This is a genomic window from Microbacterium sp. 10L49 (assembly GCF_056395125.1).
In genome coordinates this window covers 635,269-657,133 of record NZ_JBFTIW010000001.1, presented here as the reverse complement: position 1 = coordinate 657,133, position 21,865 = coordinate 635,269, and the positions used below count along the sequence as shown (strand labels likewise).

The following is a 21,865-nucleotide window of genomic DNA, read 5'->3' as shown; positions in this document are numbered from 1 at the left end:
GGACGGGCGAGCGACCGTAGGCTGAAACCATGCGCCAGAACCCGAGTTTCGCCATGACGGACGTCGCCGAACTGCGGCGGATCATCGCCGCCAACCCGTGGGCGACGCTGGTGGGCCGCGACGAGAACGGCATGACCGCGTCGCACTATGCGGTGCTGCTCGATTCCGGCCGCGACGACCTCACGATCGTCGCGCACGTCGGCCGCCCGGACGACATCGTGCTGGGGCTCGGATCCCAGGAGCTGATGGTGATCTTCCAGGGGCCGCACGGATACATCTCGCCCGGTTGGTACGGCGACTCGGCCGCCGTGCCGACGTGGAACTACGTCGCGGTGCACCTGTCCGGCGTGCCGGAGCTGCTCGACACCGAGGAGAACCTCCGTGTGCTCGGTCATCTCGTGGACCACTTCGAGGGCCGACTCGCCGACCCCCGCGGCATCTGGTCCCCGCCCAACGACGAGGCGTTCGTGCGCCGGCTCGAGGCGGGCACGGTCGGCTTCCGGCTCACCCCGACGCGCGTCACCGCCAAGCGCAAGCTCAGCCAGAACAAGCCCGACGACGTGATCGAGAACGTGATCCTCGAGCTGCAGGGTGACGGGGCGTACGCGAATCCGATGCTGGCCGCGGAGATGCAGCGCGCACACGACGCCCGGCTCGCCGCGCGGGCGGGCACCCGATGACGGCATCGGACGTCGGAGCGCACATCGACGCGATCCGCGCCGTGCGCATCGCCACCGCGGACCGCCGGCTGCTGGCCGTGGACGGCCCGGTGGACGTGCTGCTCGAAGACGGCCGGATCGTCGACATCGCCCCCACCGGTGCGCTGCGGCTGCGCGGTCAGGTGCTCGACGGCGACGCGGCGTGGATCGTTCCGGGCCTGTGGGATCACCACGTGCACACCGTGCAGTGGGCACTCGCCGCCCAGCGCGAGGACCTCGCCGGTACCGCGAACGCGGTCGAGGCCGCCGCGCTCATGTCGCTCGCGCCCGTGCTCGGCGACGGCCGCCGCGTCGGATCCGGCTTCCGCGACGTGCGCTGGTCGGACCGGCCGACGCTGGCCCTGCTCGACGAGCACACCGGCGAGATCCCGACCTATCTCATCAACGCCGACGTGCACAGCGTGTGGCTGAACTCCGCCGCTTTCCGCCGGGAGGGCTTCCCCATCGCCGCGGACGGGATGCTGCGCGAGGAGGACGCCTTCGAGATCTCGCGCCGGTTGAACGCCGCGGATCCGGTGGTCGCCGACGAGGCCGTCGCCGCCGCCGCCCGACGAGCCGCGGGCCGCGGCGTCGTCGGGCTGGTGGACTTCGACATGGCGTGGAACGCCGAGGCCTGGGCACGACGCCTCGCGCACGGCTTCGACACGCATCGCGTCGAGTTCGCCGTCTATCCGCATGACCTCGACCGTGCGATCGCCGAGGGACTGCACACGGGTCAGCCGATGGATCAGGACCCGCTCGGACTCGTGCACGCAGGGCCGCTGAAGATCATCTCCGACGGCTCGCTGGGCACGCGCACCGCCGCCTGCAGCCACGGCTATGCCGACGATCCGCACAACCACGGCGTGCTCACCGTGCCGCCCGCCGAGCTGCAGGAGCTGTTGCTGCGCGCCACCGGGACCGGGCTGGAGATCGCCCTGCACGCGATCGGCGACCTCGCGGTCACCGCAGCTCTCGACGCGTTCGCCGCCACCGGCGCCCAGGGCACGATCGAGCACGCGCAGCTCGTGCGCCATGGCGATCTCACCCGGTTCGGCCGCCTCGGCATCGCGGCGAGTGTGCAGCCGCAGCATGCCCTCGACGACCGCGATGCGGCCGATGCGCTCTGGGCAGAGCAGACTGCGATCGGCTATCCGCTCGCCTCGCTGCACCGGGCGGGGGCGACGCTGCGCTTCGGATCCGATGCTCCGGTGGCTGCCCTGGATCCGTGGCACGCGATCTCGGCGGCCGTCTTCCGCACCGACGACGACCGCGCACCGTGGCATCCGGAGGAGCGGGTCGACCTCGAGACCGCCCTCGCTGGGAGCGCCCGCGGCGGCACCGGAGGCGGCGCCGGCATCCGTCCCGGTGCTGTCGCCGATCTGGTGCTGCTCGGCGCCGATCCGGCGGCCGCCGACGCGCAGGCCCTCCGTACGATGCCGGTCGCGGCGACGCTCGTCGGCGGGCGGGTGACGTACGGGGGATAACCCCCGCTCGGATCCGGCAGCGCGCACCCTGGTCTGCCGAGATCAGGACGGGCATCGTGGAAGCCGGTGCGAATCAGCGCACCAGAGGCATGGACCAGGAGATCTCCCGATGACAACCGCGACCCGCTCCCTCGACTCGCGCCTCCCGGCGCCGCCGGCCGCGCCCCGGCGCGGATATGGGCGGGCATGGGCTGCGGCGCCCGGCAACGCGCTCTTCCTCGTGCTGCTGTCGGTACCGCTCGCGATCCTGGCGATGGGAGTGACCTGGACCGTCTTCGGCGTCGGCATCGGCTCCCTCGTGCTGGTGATCGGAGTGCCGGTGCTGGTCGGGTCTCTCTACGTCGCCCGCGGCTTCGCCGAGGCGGAGCGGGCGCTGCTGCGGATGACCGACCACCCCGCCATCGCCGCGCCCGACTGGCGCCGCGGCACGAAGGGCACCGGGTCCTGGGCCCGTCTGACGCAACCGCTGCGGAACGCGCACTACTGGATGGCGCTGCTGTCGAGCCTGCTCGTGCGCCCGATCGTGGCGATCGTCACGTTCGCCATCGCCACGATCTGGGTCTCGATGGCGCTCGGCGGCCCGACGTACTGGTTCTGGTCGTCGTTCATCCCCGACGGCAACGCCGAGAGCGTCTGGGTCCCCTGGGCGGTGCAGCACATCTTCGGCGGGTTCGACCCGTCTCCGGATCCGCATCGGTGGGCCTCGATGCTGTACCTGGTCGTCGGGCTGGTCTTCCTGGGAACGCTGCCGCTCGTGCTCAGCGGCCTCGCACGCCTGCACGGCACGGTCGCCGCCGCATTGACCGGGCGATGGGAGTCCGACGACCTGGTGGCGCAGGTCCAGGGTCTGGATGCCTCCCGCGGTGCGGCCGTGCAGGCCGAGGACGCCGGGCTGCGCCGGCTCGAGCGGGACCTGCACGACGGCCCGCAGCAGCGTCTGGTGCGCCTGCAGATGGATCTCGCCGCGCTCGAGCGGCGCGCGGCGGACGGCGATGCCGCGGCGGTGGCGGCGCTCGCACAGGAGTCTCGCGGGCACGCCCAGGCCGCGCTGGACGAGCTGAGGGCGCTGGCCGGCGGTGTCGCGCCGCCGCTGCTGCAGGACCGGGGGATCGCCGAGGCGATCGCCGGGCTCGCGGCCGCCAGTGCGCTTCCGGTTCGGGTCGAGGTCGCCCCTTCCATCACGGCGGCACTGAGCCCCGAGGCCGCGCGCAACCTGTACTTCGTGGTCGCGGAGCTGCTGACCAACGCCGTGAAGCACGGGGGAGCGGACAGCGCATCGGTGACCGCGGTCCGGGAAGGACCCGTGGTCCGCGTCACCGTGCTGGACGACGGTCACGGCGGTGCCGCCCCGCGCCCTGGAGGCGGACTCGAAGGCCTTGCCCGGCGGGTGCAGGGCCTGAGCGGCGCGATGCACATCGACAGCCCGGCCGGCGGCCCGACCATCGTGACGGTGACGGTGCCCGTCTCCGCGTGAGCTGCGCCGCCGCGGGCCGCACCGACGGCGCGATGAGCGCCCGCGCTCTGGCCTGCCGCGCCCTAGTCTGAAGGGCGTGACCGATCAGCAGACTCCGCTGCGGGTGATCCTCTTCGAGGACTCGATCCTGCTGCGCGAAGGTCTCGTGCGTCTGCTCGCCGAGGCCGGATTCGAGACCGTCGGCGCGTATGCCGACGCCGAGGACGTGGTGGCGCGCACCCGTGCTGCGGCCGCGACGGTGGCCGTGCTGGACGTGCGGATGCCTCCGTCGTTCCGGGACGAAGGGATCCGCGCAGCTCTGGCGCTGCGGGCGGCTCTCCCCGAGGTGGGCATCCTCGTGCTCAGCCAGTACGTCGAAGGCGTCTATGCGAGGGAACTGCTCGGGGCCGGCGACGGGGGAGTCGGCTATCTCCTCAAGGACAGGGTCACCTCACTCGAAGAGCTCTCCGGAGCCGTCCGGCAGGTCAGCCAGGGCGGGACGGTGCTGGATCCTCGGGTCGTGCAGCAGCTGATGCGTACCGGACCCGATCCGGTCGGTCGTCTCACCCCTCGGGAGCGCGAAGTCCTCGAGGCGATGGCGGAGGGGCGCAGCAACGCGTCGATCGCAGCCGGCATGAGCATCGGGGTGGGCGCGGTGGAGAAGAACGTGTCCGCCATCTTCGCCAAGCTCGGCCTCGAGGATTCCGGCACCGACCATCGTCGCGTGCTGGCCGTGCTCGCCTACTTGCAGAAGGACCCCCGTCCCTGAGCGGGGCGGAGGTCCTTCCGAGCTGTGCGCCGTGGGTCAGGCGGCGATGTGCGAGACGAGGAACCAGCGGTCCTTCTCGAGGCCGCGCTGGATCTCGATCGCCACGTCCTGGCTGGTGAGGTCGATCTCGTCGAGGCCCTCGACAGCGGCCTTCACGTTGACGAGGATCGCGTCGATGTCGGCGATCACGGCGCGCACGAGGTCGTCCGAACGGGTGAATCCGGCGGGGACCTGCGTCGCGCCGGCCTTCTCGGCGACGACCGTGACGCGGGCGTCGATCGGCAGGCCCAGAGCGACGATGCGCTCCGCGGCGGTGTCGGCGAAGTCTCCTGCGTGGTCGACGATCACGTCGAGCAGCTCGTGCACGCCGACGAAGTTCGCGCCGCGCACGTGCCAGTGCGCCTGCTTGCCGTTCACGGTGAGCGCCTGGAGGCCCAGCACGACCGGGGTCAGGAACTGGGCGGCGCCGGCCGCGACGGTCGGGTCGACGGTGGCCTGGGTGATGGTCTCGGCGTTGCTCATGATGACTCCTCGGTGATCATTCGGATCCGTGCGTGCTGATGTCTTGAGAGCAACGCTACTCGGCTCAGTTTGTTCCGCAAGCAAGCTGAGGCAACGCTAACTCGCAGGTCACATGCTATTTCGGCAAGGCTGGCCTTCCCTGGGATCCACGAGCGCACCGCGTGGACGACGGGAGGACTCAGCGATCCGGGATACCTTCGTCAGGTGGCAACAGCTGGTACCTCCTCCCGTGCGGCCCTGCGCCGACTCCGTACATCCGAAACGCGGGGCACCTCCGCCGCGCAGAAGGTCGGATCGAACTTCATCCCTCATGTGCAGGGTCTGCGCGCGATCGCGGTGCTGGCCGTCGTGCTGTACCACTTCTGGCCGGGACGGCTGAGCGGCGGCTACGTCGGCGTCGACATCTTCTTCGTGATCTCCGGGTTCCTGATCACCGCGCACCTTGCGCGCGAGCTGAACGCCACGGGGAGGGTGAACCTCGGTCAGTTCTGGGCTCGCCGTGCTCGACGTCTGCTTCCTGCGTCGCTGCTCGTGCTGCTGTTCTGCGCGATCGTCGCGGCGATCCCCGTGCTGTCGCCGCTGTCCCAGCTCCCCGCGGAGCTGCAGGAGATCGTGGCGTCCACCTTCTATGTGGAGAACTGGTTCCTCGCGCTGAACTCGGCCGACTACCTCGCGCACGCCGGGGATCCGACGATGGTGCAGCACTACTGGTCGCTGTCGCTCGAGGAGCAGTTCTACGTGCTCTGGCCGCTGATCATGCTGCTCGCGGCATGGATCGCGGTCAAGTATTTCCGCGGGTCGCGGCTGCGCGCGGCGGCGATCGCGATCGGCATCGTGTCCGTGGCCTCGTTCGCGTTCTGCGTCTGGTTCACGGCGACGAATCCGGCGCCCGCCTACTTCGTCACCTTCGGTCGGATGTGGCAGTTCGGTGTGGGTGCGGTGCTCGCCCTGGTGCCCCGCCTGCGCGTGAGCAACGCGATCGGCAGCTTCATCCTGGGCTGGGGCGGCATCATCGTGCTGCTCGTCGTGATCTACCGCTTCGATGCGCAGACGCCGTTCCCCGGCTACATGGCCGCGATCCCCACACTTGCGGCAGCGGCGATCATCGCCGCCTCCAACACCGAGCGCTGGTGGTACCCGACCCGCATCCTGGCGATCCGGCCGATGCGCTTCACCGGCGACATCTCGTACAGCCTGTACCTGTGGCACTGGCCGCTCATCATCATCGCGCCGTCCGTGCCGTTCTGGGGCCTCACGATCTACCACCGCGTCGCGCTGGTCGGCATCTGCTTCGTGCTGGCCTGGCTCACCAAGAAGTTCGTCGAGGATCCGGCCCGCACCTGGAAGCCGCTCACTTCGCGCAAGCCCCGGCTGTCGCTGTGGGCTTCACTCGCTGCGATGGTGATCGTCGCGGGCGCCGCGGGCGCGGGCTGGGCTGCGAACGCGGGCACCTACCAGCAGGGCGTGCAGGCCATCGCCGAACTCCGTGCGAACCCCCCGGCGTGCTTCGGCGCCGCCGCGGTCCTCGATGAATCCTGCGCAGGGAAGAAGACCGACGAGATCCTTCCCGCCCCAGGCTTCGCGGGAGTGGACCGCCCGGAGGCGTCCCAGTGCTTCGTGCAGCTCAATGATGCTCGGCCGGTCTCGTGCGAGTTCGGCTCGAAGGATCCGAACGCCAAGCAGGTCGCACTGATCGGCGACAGCCACGCGTACCAGCTGCTCACCACGTTCCAGGGGATCGCGGAGAAGGAAGGATGGCACCTCACCACGTACTTCAAGGGCGCCTGTCCGTGGAACACCACGCCGCTGTCCACCGGCGGGGCGTTCGGCGACGCGTGCACGCAGTATCGCGCCGCGGTGGCGAAGCAGCTCGAGAAGCGGCACTTCGATGCGATCTTCACCGCCGCGCTCTCCACGACGCCGTACGCAGCGGGGGAGCATGACTCCTCCTACGATGCGGCGGTAGCCGGATACCGAGAGGCCTGGGCCACGCAGACGTCCAAGGGGACGCCCGTGATCACCGTCGTCGACAACCCCGTGTGGGAGACCGACCCGAACAAGTGCCTGCGCACCCGCGCACAGAGCGCCTGCGACGGCCCGCGCACCGACCTGCTGACCGAGAAGGACCCGTTGCGTGCGGCCGCGGACGGTCAGAAGGACATCACGCTGCTCGACTTCACGAAGGTCTTCTGCGACGACGAGAACTGCCGTGCGGTGGTCGGCGGAGCCAACATCTACCGCGACCAGGACCACATCACGGTGACGTTCGCGAACTCCCTCGCTCCGCAGTACACGGCGGCGCTGAAGAGCGCGATGGGGATCGGTTGATCGGGGACGCGCGCGGGGACGGGGCGGATAGGGTCGCAGTATGAGCGACGATGCCACCGTCCTGTCCCTGCCCGGCCGAATCCCCGTCATCGATTCCACGGCGTTCCTCGCCGCGGGCGCGAAAGTGATCGGGGCGGTGACGATCGGCGAGGGCTCCAGCGTCTGGTACAACGCCGTGCTGCGCGCGGATTCGGCGGAGATCCGGATCGGCGCCGGCAGCAACGCGCAGGACAGCGTCTCGGTGCACGTCGACCCCGGTTATGGCGTCATCATCGGCGACGATGTCTCGATAGGGCACAACGCGGTCGTGCACGGCTGCACGATCGGGGACGGATCGCTGATCGGCATGGGAGCCGTCGTGCTGAACGGGGCCGTGATCGGATCCGAATGTCTCATCGCCGGCGGCGCGCTGGTGCTGAGCGGCATGGAAGTGCCGGACGGATCGCTCGTCGCGGGAGTGCCGGCCAAGGTCCGCCGCGAACTCTCTGCCGAGGAGAGGGAAGGGCTGCGCCAGAACGCCCGGGTCTACCGCGGGCACTCGGCACTGCACCGGCAGGCGAGTCCGCTCTGAGCTGCGTGCACCGGAGGGTCGCCCTGGCCCGGTAGTCTCGAAGTTCCGGGGCGGTGGCCAAGCTGGTGAAGGCAGTGGGCTCATAACCCAACGATCGCGGGTTCAAGTCCCGCCCGCCCCACACTTCCGATCCCCGCACGCGACGCGATCTCGCGATGCCTTCTCGTCGACTTGCAAAATATGTAGACCGGTCTATTCTTATGTCCATGGCATCAAAGGGAGACCTCACGAAGGCACGGCTCACAGAGTCCATGCTCGAACTCATCCAGACCAGCGGCTACAGCGGCACGGGCCTGAACGCGGTGACAGACCACGCCGCGGCACCCAAGGGATCGATCTACTTCCACTTCCCCGACGGGAAGGAAGGCCTGGGCGTCGCCGCGGTCGAGCTCGCCACGACACAGTTCGAGACCTTGATCGCGGAGGCTGCCGAGTCGGCGGACGGCGCGGCTGCGACGGCCCGCGTCGTGATCGAGGCATTGGCGGACATCGTCAGCGAAAGCGACTTCCGGCTGGGTTGCCCGGTCTCGGTGGTCACTCTCGAGATGGGTGCGGAGAGCGAGCGGATCCGACAGGCGTGCGCGACGGCCTTCACGTCCTGGATCACGCCGACGGCCGCGCTCCTCGAAGCCGGAGGCATCGGCGCCGAAGAGGCCCGTACCCTCGCGACGGTCGTCGTCTCCACGATCGAGGGAGCGGTGATCGTCTCCCGTGCCATGCGGAGCGTCCAACCCCTGATCGCGGCCGCCGACGTCGTGGCGACGCTCATCGAGCAGCGCATCCAGACTGAGGGGATCACGCGATGACCGCGCAGGAGGCGCCCCGTCACGCGCTGGTCTTCGGGGCCTCGGGGTTGATCGGCCGGCACCTCGTGCTGACCCTCGCGGAGTCCGGTGCGAACGTCACCGCGGCGGTGCGGAGTGCCGCATCTGCAGCACGCGTCGAACGATGGCTGAGCGAGCACGGTCTGACGCGCAGCATCAGCACGACGATCGTCGACTTCGATGCGCCGGAGATCGTCTCCGGCGGTGCCGCGGCGTTCCCGTCCGTCACCGAGATCCACAACTGCGCAGGCTCCTACCGGTTCGGTATGCCCGCCCAGGAGGCGCGCGGCGCGAACGTCGGCATCGTCGAGAAGCTGATCGAGTTCGCCGAGGGGCTTCCCGAGCTGCAGCGCGTCGTCCACATCTCCGGCTACCGGGTCGGGGGACAGGATCCTGCCACGGTCCCGTGGTCGGACGCACATCGTGCCGCGGTCTACAAGGAGCTCGGCGGCTACGAGGCATCCAAGGTGGAATCCGACGCCATCTTCCAGGCCGAGGCCAACGAGCACGGGATCCCGTGGACGATCGTCAATCCGGCGAGCGTGATCGGCGACAGCGCGACGGGGGAGTCCGATCAGCACATCGGGCTGGCCACCACGATCGAGCAGATCTGGGACGGGACGGCGACCGCGCTGCCCGCGGGCAGGGGCACGTTCCTGCCCGTTCTCACGGTCGACTACCTGGCGGCGTTCATGGCGGCCGCGGCGAGCGATCCGACCGCCGTCGGCAAGGCGTACTGGATCCTCGACGACGACACCCCGCCGCTGGCGGAGCTGCTCACGCACGTCGGCCGGCACCTCGGCGCGAAGGTTCCGTGGCTGCGCGTGCCCGTCGGTGTCATCAAGCGGCTTCCGTCGCGCATCACCAAGGCGGATCCCGAGACGCTCGGCTTCCTGTCGGATGACCGCTATCCGACGGCATCCGCGATCGAGCTGGCACAGCGGAACGGGATCCGCACGCCGGACGTTCTGGTCTCCCTCGATCGCTGGGCCGACCATCTGGCGGCGCATCGCTTCGGCCGTGCCGGGGCCGACGACCGGAGGTTCGTGGACGTCGGCGGGCTGAAGACGTTCGAGCTCGGCCGGCGCGACGCCACCCGGCTGATCCTCCCGGGGCTGCCCGTCAACGCCGACACCTGGACCGAGGTCGCCGAGGCCGTCGATGCGCGCGCCCTGGACCTCCCGGGCCTCGGTCTCAGCGGTGGCACCGGAGTGCGGGACTGGGATCGGTGGCTGCCGGGCCTGCTGGGCGAGGAGCCCGTCGAGATCATCGGCCATTCGCTCGGTTCGGCCGCGGCGGTGCTCGCGGCCGATCGGCTCCCGGGCCGGGTCACGTCGCTCACTCTGGTCGCGCCGTTCTTCCTCCAGCCCCGGGCCGGAGTCTCAGCGAGCCTGCGGCCGTTCGTACGCGCCTACCTGCGCCGCATCGACCCGGTGCGGCTGTCGTTCCGGCTCACCGGGTCGGACGCGAGCGCAGCCGCTCTCGAGTCCACCGTCGGCGATCTCAAGCGCAGCGGGGCTGCGAGGGTCGCTGCGCAGCTCGCCCTGGCGAGTTCGGCCCGGTGGCGGTCCGAGCTCCGAGAGGTGCTCGGGCGATTCGACGGCCCGATCCGCATCATCACGGGAAGCAAGGATCCGCTCGATCCCGGAGTGGAGGAGATGCTCAGGTCGCGTCCGAACGTCGAGCTGATCTCGGTGCCCGGTGCCGGACACCACCCGCAGCTGACGCACGGGCATGCTCTTGTCGATGTGCTGACGGGATCGTTCGACGGCGCCCGGGTGTGACGCACGCAGACGAGTCAGCGTGATGTCGCGTTCGCCCCGCCGGGCATCGGGGAGATGTCCGGCGGGGCGGCGCGTCTGTTCGTATCAGCGGTCCATCGCGTCCTTGATGTGCTCGCCGGCGTTCTTCGCGTCGTCCTTCAGGTGCTCGCCCGCCTCCTTGAGGTCGGCCTTGGCCTGATCCATCCGGCCCTCGTTCTCGAGTTCCTCGTTGTCGGTGACCTTGCCGGCCCCCTCTTTGACCTTGCCGGACATCTTCTCCGCCGCGTTCTTCACGTGGTCTGCAGCGCTCATGTGCGCCCCTCCTCTCGTGTGTCGTGGATCTCACGTTCACAGGACGGCGGATCGAACACCACGGGGTTGACGAGCGCACGCGACGCCGCTATGTTCCGCCCGAATGTAACCTTGTGGGTACGTACCCGATGCGGTACGTTCAGGGCCATGGACGCCGTACTGCAGGCCCTCGCCGACCCGAACCGGCGCGTCGTGCTGGACATCCTGCGGGTTCACGATGCGACCGCGGGGGAGCTGGCCGATGCGCTGCCGATCGCGCGGCCGGGAGTGTCCCGCCACCTGCGGGTGCTGCGCGAAGCGGGTCTGGTCGACGTGCGACAGGATGCACAGCGGCGCATCTACCGGCTGCGGCCGGAAGCGCTCGCCGACCTCGACGAGTGGCTCGAACGGTACCGCGATCTGTGGACGCAGCGACTCGACGCCTTGCATACCGAGATCGCCCGAGGGAAGAAGGACAGGACATGATCATGACCGGCACGATGTGGGAGCTCGACGACGCCACGGGCGCGATCCGCGTGGAGGACGTCTACGACACCGACGTGGACGACCTGTGGCAGGCGTGCACGGATCCGGAGCGCGCGGCGCGCTGGATCGCCCAGTTGGCGGGCGACTTCCGTCCGGGTGGCATGCTGCGCGCCACCTTCACGAGCACCTGGACCGGATCCATGCGGATCGACGTCTGCGAGGCTCCGCATCACCTTGTCCTCACCCAGGAACCGGGCACGGACGAGGAGACGGTGATCGAGGCCTGGCTGTCCGCTGAGGGGGAGAGATCCCGGCTGGTCGTTGAGGAACGCGGATTGGGCGTCGGAGTGCTCCACTTCCACGCCGCGGGATGGCAGGTGCATCTCGAAGACCTCCGGCGTGCGCTGGAGTCAGGTGCGACAGCGCATCCGACCGGGTGGTCCTCGTCCCAGCCGGCGCCGGCCTGGAAGGAGCGCTGGCAGGCACTGCTGCCCGGCTACGAGGCGGTGCGCGTCGGCTGACGCCGCGCGCACCGCTCCCGTGCGTCAGCGTCGGGGTCAGGTCGGCGGGGGTCAGCGCACCCGGCGGTCGTGGGCGAGGTCGACGAGGTGCTCGAACACGCGCCCGGCGCGCAACCCGTTGTGCTCGTGCTCGCTCGTGACCCACAGACGCAGATCCGGAAGCAGCGCCGCGGTCTCGAGCGAGTACTCGATCGGAACGTACGGGTCATTCACGTAGACGGAGGCGGCGCCCTTCACACCGGATGCGGCCAACGCCGCAGGATCGTAGATCGCGGGCCATTCGTGGTCGGCCAGGATCAGTGCGACCTCACGCCACGGCTGGAAAGCCGGGACCGTCTCCGTCCAGTCGCGACGGATGTGCTCGCCGGTGAACAGCGTGACATCCTGGACGAAGTCGTCGGGCTCGACGCGCTCGGCCGACCAGTCCGTGACATGGCCGTTCGCATAGCTGGACTCGTGGAAGACGAAGTACAGCGGGTTGCGACCGCCGAACGGCATCGCGCTCGCGAGGTCGTAGCGGAACGCGTTGCTCGACGGATCCAGTTCGAGAAGCTGCCAGAGCGTCTGCCAACCGTCGTTGGTGCCCAGGGCGGATCCCACCGAGCGCAACCGGGACGGCGAGACGACCTCGCCGCTCGGCAGCACGATCTCGCCGGCCGATGCGAGATCCACCAGGCGGCGCATGCGTTCGCGGTGTTCGGGGAAGCGCCGGTAGTACCGCTCCGACGCATCGCGCATCTTTTCGTAACAGAGCGCGTACACCTCGTCTGGACTGCGTGTCACCGTGCTGAGGCCGCCGGTCAGGTACGCGCGATCGATCGACGAGGCATCGGTGGAGAGGTACGCGAGAGTCGTGAATCCGCCGAACGACTGCCCGAGGACGTTCCAGCGGTCAACTCCCAGATGCGAACGGATCGCCTCGCAGTCCCGCACGATCGCATCCGCGCGCAGATGGGTGAGGTACTCCGCCACCGTCTCCGACCCGAGGGACAGGATGCCGTCGCCGACCGGGGTGGACCGACCGGTGCCGCGCTGATCGATCATGACCACGCGGTGGTGCTGAAGGGCCTGATCCAGCCACGACGGCGCCGCCGGCGCATGAAGCGCGCGGGGCGCCTCGGAACCGGGGCCACCCTGGAGGAAGACCAGATAGGGAAGATCCTCTCCGCCCTCGCGTGCGACGACGGAGGCGAATACGTCGATCGTGCGGCTGTCGGAGGGATCCGACCACACGAGCGGCACGGTGAGGGTGTGCTCCTCGACGGCGAGGTCCATCATCCGGCGGCGGATCACAGTGCTCTCGAAAGGAGCGGCGGCAGAGATCGTCATCACATCACATTCCCGATGTAGGAGTACTTCACGAACACTTCCGCGGCCAGGCCCGACTCCTCCAAGAGGCCCTGCACCGCGCTCATCATGTACTTCGCGTCCCACCCCATGTAGAGGAAGTGGCCCTCGTCCAGCTCGTCCCAGGTCCCGTTCCACGCCTTCTCGTCGTAGATCGGCCCGCCGTTGCGGTTGTTGAACGCGTCGAGAGCGTCGCGCGTGTCCGTCCAGCCGCGCCGGAAGACGCGGTTGAACAGGTACTTCACGTCCGGAACCTCCCAGCGCTCACCGCGATACTCGACGTAGTCGAACTCCCGCTCCCATCCGGTCGGCCAGCCGCGCCGTCGCACGGCGTCGAGGATCGGGGTGAGTCCGTCGTCGTCGATGTCCACGACGGCAGGTCGGCGCCACACCTGCACGAACGCGTCGGTGAGCGCGGCCGTCCGCTCCGCGATCGCCGCGGTGCCCCACGCGTCGAGACCGGCGAGGGCGGTGTTCTCATCGACCCTGCTGCGGCGGTAGGCATCGCGCTTGTCCGGGAACGACGCGCCGTAGACGCGTTCGGCGAGAGGCTCCTCCAGCAGGGTCAGGTTGCCCAGCGTCCCGGCGAGGGCGCGGTGGCTGTTCTGCTCGTCCTCGGAGTACTCGCTCCATGCACGCACGCCGTCGCCGGACCAGGAGTCGTGCGGCGCGGTCGGCACGATGTGCTCGACGTCGAAGCCACCGGGGTCGGCGACGCCTTCGATCCGGCCCAGCACGTACAGTGCGTGAGGGAGGTCGGTGAACTTCAGCGCCACCCGGATCCGCTCGTCCGACGGCGTGATCCGGGCGAAGGCGCGCAGCAGCTCCTCCGGTCCCTGTGCCCTGGCACGGCAGAGTCGGGCGATGAGACGGTCGTTCGGGATGCCGACGACCGCGCGGCGCAGCAGCATCGACTGCATCCGCTCCAGCGTCTGCACCAGTTCGTCCTTGGAGATCAGGCCGAGCTGGTGGTCGCGATAGGCGCTGAGCACGAGCGGATACGTGGAGCGCCCGAAGGTGTTGACGTAGACCAGCTGCCGCCGGATCTCTGGATCCTGCTCCTGCGAGGGATTCAGCAGGATCCGGTAGATGTCCGAGAACTCCCGCCACACGCTCGCCTGCGCCGGCAGGTCCTCCATGCCCATGTGCGGGAACTCATGCCGGAACGCGCTGTAGACGCCGTGCTCGCCATCGACGGACACCTCGCGGCCGGTGGTCATGATCAGGAAGTGGCGCCAGAATGCGCCGATCGCCTCGCCCGTGTTGCGCTCGATCGGCAGCCAGAAGTCCTCCTCGACCTGCTGCTGCTGCGCGTGCGAGAGTCCCATGAGGATGTAGTTGTGGATCAGCTCGTGATCGCGCAGCGGCTCTCCGGTGGAGTTGAGGCTCTCGAAGATCTGCTGCGCGTTGGCGGCCTCGCCGAGGGTGATCGAGACGTGCTCGAGCTTCTGCAGCCCTCGCCAGATCCGCGGCGCCTCGTCGGCGTGCACCTGGGACCGGAAGAACGCGTAGTTGTCGTCGAAGCGCGACTCCGGCTGGTCGGGGCCGCGCCGGTCCAGCACGACGGACTCGAACAGGCCGGCCCAGGCCTCATGCGGGCGGAGCTTGGTGCGGTGCGCGTCGTCGGGTCGCACCAGCACCCGCGCCAGCTCGTCGGCGAGCTCCTGATCGATCTCGCGCACCGCGTGGTGCAGGGCCGCGATGAGCAGCATGAGCGTCGTGATGCGCTGCTGACCGTCGATCAGGATCAGGTCGGCGTCCGGGTGGGCATGGTCCTCGGCGGAGAGGATCGAGCCGATGAAGTGCCGATGCGCGTCGTCCTCGTCCGCCACGGCGCGGATGTCGGACAGGAGCTTCTCGCAGCCGCCGATGTCCCAGCGGTACTGGCGCTGGTAGACCGGCACGACGATCGTGGTCGCGGGGGAGGAGAGCCACTCGATCGTTGAGACTGCGGTTGCTTCGACGTTCGTGGCCGTGCTCATGCTGCTGGGCTTCTCCTCGGATCGCGTGCTGCCGGGACCAGTCTATTCAGCGACCGGAGGCGCCTGGATATTCACGGCCGGCCCTCCGGGTGCGTCGAAGGCGCGCTGTTAGGCTGTCCTAAGAAGGGCCTGTTAAAACGTGCTGGCCCCTTTATGAAAGGACATGACTCGCTCATGGCATACATCAAGTCCGCCGCCCTCGAGGACAAGGGCTTCGTCGTCCTCGACAGCTACAACCAGGAGCTCGACCCCAAGGAGTGGCTCGACATCGAGTACAACGACTGGAAGTCCTCGGGTGACACCCGTTTCGCTCCGCTCGCCTCCGCCAAGGGCGAGATCGAGTGCAACGGCTTCTGGAACCACGTGCCCCCGCGCACCGACAAGGACGGCGTCTGGATCGACGCGCAGACCTCGAAGGCCCCGAACCTGACGCGCCGTGCGCAGGAGCCGGGTGCGAACGTCGGTCGCTGCCGTGTCATCGAGCTGCAGCCCACGCCCTACGGCGAGTGCCTCTACAACCTGCACCAGGACGACAACAACCGCCTCAACCCGGACGGCACCGGCTGGGTCGTGCGCGGCTTCTTCAACCTCACCGACGACAAGGACAGTTACTTCGTCCTGCGCGAGAACCGCACCGACCCGAGCGTCGAGTACCGCATCGCCCTTCCGGCCGGCGCGCAGCTGATCGTCGACACGCAGCGCCTCTGGCACGCCGCCACCCACAACGGCACCGAGCCGCGCTACTGCCTCATCACGTCGTGGACCTCCGGCCCCGAGCTGGACGCCTACATCGAGAAGTACCACGGCACGGACGAGGTGGAGAACTACCCTGTCGACCAGGCGACCCTCGACGCCGGCTACGAGGAGCAGGCCCGCCGTGACGCGGCCCGCGCCGCGTACTACGCCGCGAAGGGTCAGAAGGAGAAGATCGCGATGAGCGAGGCCTGAGCCTCCCTCGTCCTATAGACGGTCCTCGGCGCTTCGGCGCCGGGGACCGTTTCCTTTTCGCAATGAGTTACACAGTTGTGATTTCGCCGATGATCAGTGAGAATGGGCCCATAACCGCATAACGCCGTGCTTCGCGGATCAGGTCGTAGGGGAAGACGCACCTGATGAAACGGAGAGACCATGGCAGCACAAGCACGCGGAGTGGTGTACATCCACTCCGCACCGCGCGCGCTCTGCCCGCACCTGGAATGGGCGGTCGGACGCGCTATCGGGCGCGCCGTCAACTTCGAGTGGACCGAGCAGCCCGTCCTCGATGGCGCCCGCCGGGCCGAGTTCTACTGGGACGGTCCCGTGGGCACGGGCGCCGCTCTCGCGACCGCGATCCGCGGCTGGGAGCACCTCCGGTTCGAGGTGACGGAGGATCCGACCCCGCGCAGTGACGGAGGCCGGTGGCTGCATACGCCCGACCTGGGTGTGCACTATGCGCAGACCGACGCGGCAGGCAACATCGTCGTCGGCGAGGACCGGATCCGCTACGCCATCGAGATCGCCGCCGGCAGCCCGATCGAGCTGCAGCGCGAACTCGACGTCGCACTCGGATCCGCATGGGACGAGGAGCTCGAGCCGTTCCGGCATGCGAGCGACGACGCCCGCGTGGTCTGGCTCCACAAGGTGGGATAGGCCGCTGCGCTGGCGGGTGGGTTGACCGCGGCGCTGGCGGGTCGGAAAAGGACTCGTGTGATCCGGTCTCCGGGGTCCGAGGGATCGAGGGCACCGGATCACACGAAGGGGCGGGGATCGGAGGAGGCGCGATTATCGGGGGTCGGAGAGCAAGGACCCGGAACCCGAGAAAGCGTATCCCCGGTCCTGGGCCGGAGAGATAACAGAACAGCACAACCGAAAAGAATGAGAATCGCCCCGACCGCTTCGATGAGGAAGCGACCGGGGCGATTCTCGTCCGTGCGGATCAGCCGTCGTAGGAGCGGAACGCGACGACCGCGTTGTGCCCGCCGAAGCCGAACGAGTTGCTGATCGCGAGCTGCGGGCCGTCGCCGAGCGGCTGCGCCTCACCGGAGAGCTTGAACGGCACCGCCGGATCCGGCTCGGTCATGTTGATCGTCGGCGGAGCCACACGGTCGCGCAGCGCGAGGATCGTGAAGACCGCCTCGAGCGCGCCCGTGCCGCCGAGCAGATGCCCGGTGGACGCCTTGGTCGCCGACACCGGGATCTCGTCGATCCGGTCGCCGAAGACGCGCTTCAGGGCGCCGTACTCGTTCGGGTCGCCGACCGGGGTCGACGTGGCGTGCGCGTTGATGTGCGTGACCTCGTCGGGGGTCGCGCCGGCCTGTGCCAGCGCCTGCTCCACGGCGCGGGCCGCGCCATGGCCCTCGGGGTCGTTGCCGGTGATGTGGTACGAGTCCGCAGAGACGCCTCCGCCCACCACGTAGGCGTAGATCTTCGCGCCGCGGGCCTTGGCGTGCTCCTCGGTCTCCATGACCAGGGCTGCGCCGCCCTCGCCCATGACGAAGCCGTCACGGTCGATCGCGCCGGGGCGCGAGGCGTGCTCGGGGTCGTCGTTGCGACGCGACAGGGCCTGCGCAGACGCGAACGAGGCCATGGTGATCGGGTGGATCGCGGACTCCGCGCCACCGGCGATGATGACGTCGGCGAGGTCGTCCTGCAGATGCTGGTAGGCGTTCGCGATCGACTCGGTGCTGGAGGCGCATGCGCTCACGACGGTGCGCGCGAAGGCCTTCGCACCGAAATGCAGCGACAGGTTGCCCGCGCCCGCGTTGGGCATGAGCATCGGCACGGTGAGGGGCATGACCCGGCGCGGGCCCTTCTCACGCAGCGTGTCCCAGGCATCCAGCAGGGTCCACAGGCCGCCGATGCCGGTGGCCCAGTCGATGCCGAGGCGCTCCGGGGCGATGTCGGGGGCTCCCGCGTCGGCCCAGGCCTCGCGGGCGGCGATCATGCCGAACTGCACCGAAGGATCCAGGCGCTTGGCCTCGTGCCGGGGAAGGACCTCCTCCGGGCGGACGGATGCCTCCGCAGCGAACGTCACCGGGATCTGGTACGTCTCGATCCAGTCGTGGGTGAGGGTGTGCGTGCCGGAGACGCCGGCGAGCAGATTCGCCCAGTTCTCCGGGGCGGTGCCGCCCAGGGCGGACGTGGCACCTATGCCGGTGACGACGATGCGCTTGGTCATGCGTGGTTCCTTCTGGGGATCAGGGTGGGGAAGAGGAGGATGCCACGCCCCGCAGAAGCGCGGGGGTGGCATCCGCGGGTGTCACTCCTGGCCGGCGACGATGAAGCTCACGGCGTCACCGACGGTCTTGAGGTTCTTGACCTCGTCGTCGGGGATGGTGACGCCGAACTTCTCCTCGGCGTTGACGACGATCGTCATCATGGAGATCGAGTCGATGTCCAGGTCGTCGGTGAAGGACTTCTCCAGAGCGACCTCCGAGGCGTCGATGCCGGTCTCGTCGGTGATGAGCTCTGCAAGGCCAGCGAGGACCTCGTCGTTGCTGAAGGCCATGATTTCCTCTTTCTTTGGATGGTTGGGAACCGGTGAACAGTCTAGGAGTCGGCGGCGCCCGGTCAGGGGAGCACGACGACCTGCGCGCCGAACACCAGGCCGGCGCCGAAACCGATCTGCAGGGCGAGTCCGCCGCTGAGTTCGGGGTGCTCCTGCAGCAGGCGGTGCGTGGCGAGCGGGATCGACGCGGCAGAGGTGTTGCCGGTGGTCTCGATGTCGCGCGCGATCACGGTCGTCTCGGGCAGCTTCAGCTGCTTGGCGAACTCGTCGACGATGCGCATGTTGGCCTGGTGTGGGATGAAGGCGGCCAGATCCGATGCCTCGACGCCGGCCTGTTCGAGCGCCTGCTTGGCGACCTTGGCCATCTCCCAGACGGCCCAGCGGAACACCGTCGGGCCCTCCTGGCGCAGGGTCGGCCAGGGCGCCTGCCCGTCGCGGAACTCGGTGAGGGTGTGGTTCATGCCGACCGCATCGGCCTTCGAACCGTCCGAACCCCAGACCGTGCCGGAGATCCCGGGGAAGTCACTGGGGCCGACCACGACGGCGCCCGCTCCATCGCCGAGCAGGAACGAGATGCTCCGGTCCGTCGGGTCCACGACATCCGAGAGCTTCTCCGCGCCGATGACGAGCGCGTACCGCGCGGCGCCGGCGCGGATCAGGGCATCGGCCTGGGCGACGGCATAGGCGTAGCCGGCGCACGCGGCGTTGAGGTCGTAGGCGGCGGCGGGGTTCGCGCCGACCCGGTCGGCGACGATCGCCGAGACGGAGGGGGTCTGCTTCGGGTTGCTGATCGTGGCCACGATCACAAGGTCGATGTCGGACGGCGCCACGCCGGACTTCTCGATCGCCTCGATCCCGGCCGTCGTCGACAGATCGATCGCGTCGGTGGTCGGCACCGCACGGGCACGTGTGATGATGCCTGTGCGCTGACGGATCCACTCATCGCTCGAATCGATCGGGCCGATGAGGTCTTCGTTCGGAACGGCGTTCTCTCCGCGGGCGGCGCCCACGGAGTAGATGCGGGTGTACGCGGGGCCGGTGGCCTGCTTAAGCGTGGTCATGCTGCTTCTCCGTTGTTGTCAGCGCCGTTCAGCAGCGCCACCGCCGCGTCGAGGTCGTCCGGGGTCTTCACAGCGACGGCGGGAACGCCGCGCAGCCCGCGCTTGGCAAGACCGGTGAGGGCGCCCGCCGGGGTCAGCTCGATGAGGCCGGTGATGCCGCGCTCGGCGAACGAAGCCATGCACAGGTCCCACCGTACGGGGGAGGAGACCTGGGTGACGAGGTTCTCCAGCGCCGTGACGCCGTCGGCGAGGACGGATCCGTCCTTGTTCGTCCAGAGCGTCACCGTCGGGTCGGAGGCGTCGACGCCGGCGACGGCCTCGCGCAGAGTGTCGACGGCGGAGGCCATGTAGTGCGTGTGGAACGCGCCGGCGACCTGCAGCGCGATCACGCGGGATCCGCGCACGGGGGCCTCGGCCAGCGCCGCCAGGGCCGGCAGGGCGCCTGCGGCGACGATCTGACCGCCGCCGTTGTAGTTGGCAGGGGTGAGGTCGAGATCGGACAGCAGTGCGAGCACGGCCTCCTCGTCGCCGCCCAGGACGGCGCTCATCCCGGTCGGGGTCCTGCCGGCGGCGTCGGCCATCGCGCGGCCGCGGATGCCGACCAGGCGCATCGCGGTCTCCGCGGGGATCACGCCGGCGTCCGACACGGCGGCGAACTCGCCGACCGAGTGGCCGGCGATCCCGTCCGGACCACGGCCCGCGCGCTCCCGCAGGGCCTTCGCCGCCACCAGCGAGGCGGCGACGATCAGGGGCTGCGCGATCCGGGTGTCGCGGATCGTGTCGGCGTCGGAGACTGTGCCGTGCTGGATCAGGTCGACCTCGGCGGCCTCCGAGTACGCGGCGAGGTCGTCGGCGACGCCGTCGAGCTCGAGCCAGGGGGAGAGGAAGCCGGGGGTCTGGGAGCCCTGTCCAGGGCATGCGAAGACGATCACGTTCCCAGTCTGCCAACGATCCGTCGGTTTCGGTGGCTCAACCCTCACAAGAATCCGCAGATCGGTTATCCGAGATGTACAACGCGTTCGCCATCGTGCCGTCGAAGGATCAACGCGGGCGACGAGGACGAAGTCCGCGGCGGACCGGATCGGCGGTGCCGATCGTGCCGAGCACGAGCGCCGTCTGCAGGATGAAGGCCTCGCGCGGACCGGTGGCGTCCCAGCCGATCACCTCGCTGATGCGCTTCAGGCGGTAGCGCACGGTGTTCGGGTGCACGAACAGCTCCCGCGCGGTCGCCTCGAGCGACCGACCGTTGTCGAGGTAGCTCCACAGCGTCGTGACCAGATCCGTGGAGTGATCGTGCAGCGGACGGAACACGCGCTCGATCAGCGTCTGCTTGGCCAGCGGGTCGCCGGCGATCGCGCGTTCCGGCAGCAGTTCGTCGGCATCGACAGGCCGCGGTGCGCCGCGCCAGGCGCGCGCCACGGCGAACCCGGCCAGGGCGGCCCGGGCGCTCTGGCCGGCGTCGACGAGTGCGGCGACGGCAGGGCCGACCACGACGTGTCCGGGGCCGAAGGACGGCTCGAAGGTGCGCGCGATCTCCGCGAAGGAGAACTCGGCGGGCTCGGCGCCGTCCGTACCATCGTCCGTGGCAGCGGGCTTGGCGCGCCCGACCACCAGCACGAGTCGGGATCCCTGCACGCCGATCAGCACGTCGACGGCCAGCTTGCGGGCGGTGCGGCGCACCTGGTCGACGTCGAACTGCGGCGGCGTGGTGCCCACGATCACGCAGACCTCGCCGTGGCCGTGCCAGCCGAGGGCGGCGATGCGGCTCGGCAGCTCCTCATCGGCCTCGCCCGTGAGGATCGAGTCCACGACGAGCGCCTCCAGGCGCGCGTCCCACAGCCCTCGGGCCTCGGCGGCGCGCGCGTACACATCGGCGGCCGCGAAGGCCACGTCGCGCGAGTACAGCAGGATGGCGTCGCGCAGGTGCTGGCCGTTGCCTGCCACGCGCTCCTCTGTCACCTCGACGGTGACGCGGATGAGCTGCAGCGTCTGCTGCAGGCTCACGCTGCGCAGCAGCTCACGCGGTGCGGCGGCGAAGATGTCCGCGGCGATCCAGGGGGTCGACGTGGGGTCGTCGTACCACTGGATGAACGAGGTGATGCCCGCCTGGGCCACCAGCCCGACGGCGGAGCGTCGGGCCGGTGGCATCTCGGCGTACCAGGGCAGCGAGTCCTCGAGACGCTGCAGGGTCGCCGTGGCGAGATCCCCGGAGATGCGGCGCAGCCACGCCAGCGTCTCCTCCTTGGTCATCTCGGGAGGTCTGCTCATCGTGCCG

Annotated in this window: 21 protein-coding genes and 1 tRNA gene; 13 read left to right on the top strand and 9 right to left on the bottom strand. The window is 69.4% G+C overall.

Annotated features, from left to right (window positions below; all coding sequences use genetic code 11):
- Window positions 1–29: 29 nt before the first annotated feature.
- The 4 genes from AC1DCT_RS03165 (at window position 30) to AC1DCT_RS03150 (ending at window position 4,407) form a co-directional block, all read left to right on the top strand.
- On the top strand, window positions 30–680 hold the full coding sequence (locus AC1DCT_RS03165) for an FMN-binding negative transcriptional regulator (RefSeq protein WP_477427426.1): 651 nt from the start codon (window positions 30–32) through the stop codon (window positions 678–680).
- Window positions 677–2,185 (top strand): amidohydrolase, encoded by a 1,509-nt coding sequence (locus AC1DCT_RS03160; protein WP_477427424.1) that lies wholly within the window; start codon window positions 677–679, stop codon window positions 2,183–2,185. The genes AC1DCT_RS03165 and AC1DCT_RS03160 overlap by 4 nt, the downstream gene beginning before the upstream one ends.
- Window positions 2,186–2,294: 109 nt before the next feature.
- Window positions 2,295–3,659: a sensor histidine kinase gene (locus AC1DCT_RS03155; protein WP_477427422.1), complete on the top strand. Its 1,365-nt coding sequence runs from the start codon at window positions 2,295–2,297 to the stop codon at window positions 3,657–3,659.
- 76 nt (window positions 3,660–3,735) lie between these two features.
- Window positions 3,736–4,407, top strand: coding sequence for a response regulator (locus AC1DCT_RS03150; protein WP_477427420.1), 672 nt, complete (start codon window positions 3,736–3,738; stop codon window positions 4,405–4,407).
- Between the two features lie 36 nt (window positions 4,408–4,443).
- Here the strand turns inward: AC1DCT_RS03150 and AC1DCT_RS03145 are convergent, their stop codons facing one another.
- Entirely contained in the window at window positions 4,444–4,929 is a 486-nt protein-coding gene (locus tag AC1DCT_RS03145; protein ID WP_440731933.1) for a Dps family protein, read from the bottom strand.
- Between the two features lie 204 nt (window positions 4,930–5,133).
- Between AC1DCT_RS03145 and AC1DCT_RS03140 the strand changes: the two genes are divergently transcribed.
- From AC1DCT_RS03140 to AC1DCT_RS03120, 5 genes are all read left to right on the top strand, one after another.
- Complete coding sequence (locus tag AC1DCT_RS03140) at window positions 5,134–7,257, top strand: acyltransferase family protein (protein ID WP_477427418.1); 2,124 nt, start codon at window positions 5,134–5,136, stop codon at window positions 7,255–7,257.
- 40 nt (window positions 7,258–7,297) lie between these two features.
- Entirely contained in the window at window positions 7,298–7,828 is a 531-nt protein-coding gene (locus tag AC1DCT_RS03135; protein WP_477427416.1) for a gamma carbonic anhydrase family protein, read from the top strand.
- A gap of 47 nt (window positions 7,829–7,875) precedes the next feature.
- Window positions 7,876–7,949 (top strand) — tRNA-Ile (locus tag AC1DCT_RS03130).
- Window positions 7,950–8,034: 85 nt separating this feature from the next.
- Entirely contained in the window at window positions 8,035–8,634 is a 600-nt protein-coding gene (locus AC1DCT_RS03125) for a TetR/AcrR family transcriptional regulator (protein ID WP_477427414.1), read from the top strand.
- On the top strand, window positions 8,631–10,436 hold the full coding sequence (locus AC1DCT_RS03120) for an alpha/beta fold hydrolase (RefSeq protein ID WP_477229005.1): 1,806 nt from the start codon (window positions 8,631–8,633) through the stop codon (window positions 10,434–10,436). Before AC1DCT_RS03125 ends, AC1DCT_RS03120 begins: the two co-directional genes overlap by 4 nt.
- An 84-nt stretch (window positions 10,437–10,520) precedes the next feature.
- Here the strand turns inward: AC1DCT_RS03120 and AC1DCT_RS03115 are convergent, their stop codons facing one another.
- Window positions 10,521–10,727 carry a CsbD family protein gene (locus AC1DCT_RS03115; RefSeq protein ID WP_440731928.1) on the bottom strand — a complete coding sequence of 69 codons (207 nt, stop codon included), beginning with the start codon at window positions 10,725–10,727 and terminating at the stop codon, window positions 10,521–10,523.
- Window positions 10,728–10,874: 147 nt separating this feature from the next.
- Between AC1DCT_RS03115 and AC1DCT_RS03110 the strand changes: the two genes are divergently transcribed.
- Both AC1DCT_RS03110 and AC1DCT_RS03105 read left to right on the top strand, forming a co-directional pair.
- Complete coding sequence (locus AC1DCT_RS03110) at window positions 10,875–11,192, top strand: ArsR/SmtB family transcription factor (protein WP_441977841.1); 318 nt, start codon at window positions 10,875–10,877, stop codon at window positions 11,190–11,192.
- Window positions 11,189–11,713: an SRPBCC domain-containing protein gene (locus AC1DCT_RS03105; RefSeq protein ID WP_477427412.1), complete on the top strand. Its 525-nt coding sequence runs from the start codon at window positions 11,189–11,191 to the stop codon at window positions 11,711–11,713. The genes AC1DCT_RS03110 and AC1DCT_RS03105 overlap by 4 nt, the downstream gene beginning before the upstream one ends.
- 51 nt (window positions 11,714–11,764) lie before the next feature.
- On the opposite strand, the gene AC1DCT_RS03100 is transcribed toward AC1DCT_RS03105, so the two are convergent.
- Window positions 11,765–13,042, bottom strand: coding sequence for an alpha/beta fold hydrolase (locus AC1DCT_RS03100; protein ID WP_441977839.1), 1,278 nt, complete (start codon window positions 13,040–13,042; stop codon window positions 11,765–11,767).
- Entirely contained in the window at window positions 13,042–15,042 is a 2,001-nt protein-coding gene (locus tag AC1DCT_RS03095; RefSeq protein WP_477427410.1) for a DUF262 domain-containing protein, read from the bottom strand. The genes AC1DCT_RS03100 and AC1DCT_RS03095 overlap by 1 nt, the downstream gene beginning before the upstream one ends.
- 174 nt (window positions 15,043–15,216) lie before the next feature.
- Here AC1DCT_RS03095 and AC1DCT_RS03090 point away from each other — a divergent pair, with 174 nt between their 5' ends.
- Window positions 15,217–15,990 carry a hypothetical protein gene (locus AC1DCT_RS03090; RefSeq protein ID WP_440731923.1) on the top strand — a complete coding sequence of 258 codons (774 nt, stop codon included), beginning with the start codon at window positions 15,217–15,219 and terminating at the stop codon, window positions 15,988–15,990.
- 180 nt (window positions 15,991–16,170) lie between these two features.
- Window positions 16,171–16,671 carry a DUF3145 domain-containing protein gene (locus AC1DCT_RS03085; protein ID WP_477427408.1) on the top strand — a complete coding sequence of 167 codons (501 nt, stop codon included), beginning with the start codon at window positions 16,171–16,173 and terminating at the stop codon, window positions 16,669–16,671.
- A 286-nt stretch (window positions 16,672–16,957) separates the two neighbouring features.
- Here AC1DCT_RS03085 and AC1DCT_RS03080 read toward each other — a convergent pair whose 3' ends face one another.
- The 5 genes from AC1DCT_RS03080 to AC1DCT_RS03060 form a co-directional block, all read right to left on the bottom strand.
- Window positions 16,958–18,199: a beta-ketoacyl-[acyl-carrier-protein] synthase family protein gene (locus tag AC1DCT_RS03080; RefSeq protein ID WP_441977837.1), complete on the bottom strand. Its 1,242-nt coding sequence runs from the start codon at window positions 18,197–18,199 to the stop codon at window positions 16,958–16,960.
- An 81-nt stretch (window positions 18,200–18,280) separates the two neighbouring features.
- A complete protein-coding gene (locus AC1DCT_RS03075) occupies window positions 18,281–18,529 on the bottom strand; it encodes an acyl carrier protein (protein WP_045270633.1) in 249 nt (82 codons plus the stop codon).
- 62 nt (window positions 18,530–18,591) lie between these two features.
- Window positions 18,592–19,590 (bottom strand): beta-ketoacyl-ACP synthase III, encoded by a 999-nt coding sequence (locus AC1DCT_RS03070; RefSeq protein WP_477427406.1) that lies wholly within the window; start codon window positions 19,588–19,590, stop codon window positions 18,592–18,594.
- The gene (locus tag AC1DCT_RS03065; RefSeq protein WP_477427404.1) at window positions 19,587–20,522 is read right to left on the bottom strand and encodes an ACP S-malonyltransferase; all 936 of its coding nucleotides are present in this window, start codon (window positions 20,520–20,522) and stop codon (window positions 19,587–19,589) included. The genes AC1DCT_RS03070 and AC1DCT_RS03065 overlap by 4 nt, the downstream gene beginning before the upstream one ends.
- A 109-nt stretch (window positions 20,523–20,631) precedes the next feature.
- Entirely contained in the window at window positions 20,632–21,858 is a 1,227-nt protein-coding gene (locus AC1DCT_RS03060) for a PucR family transcriptional regulator (protein ID WP_477427402.1), read from the bottom strand.
- Window positions 21,859–21,865 lie beyond the last annotated feature (7 nt).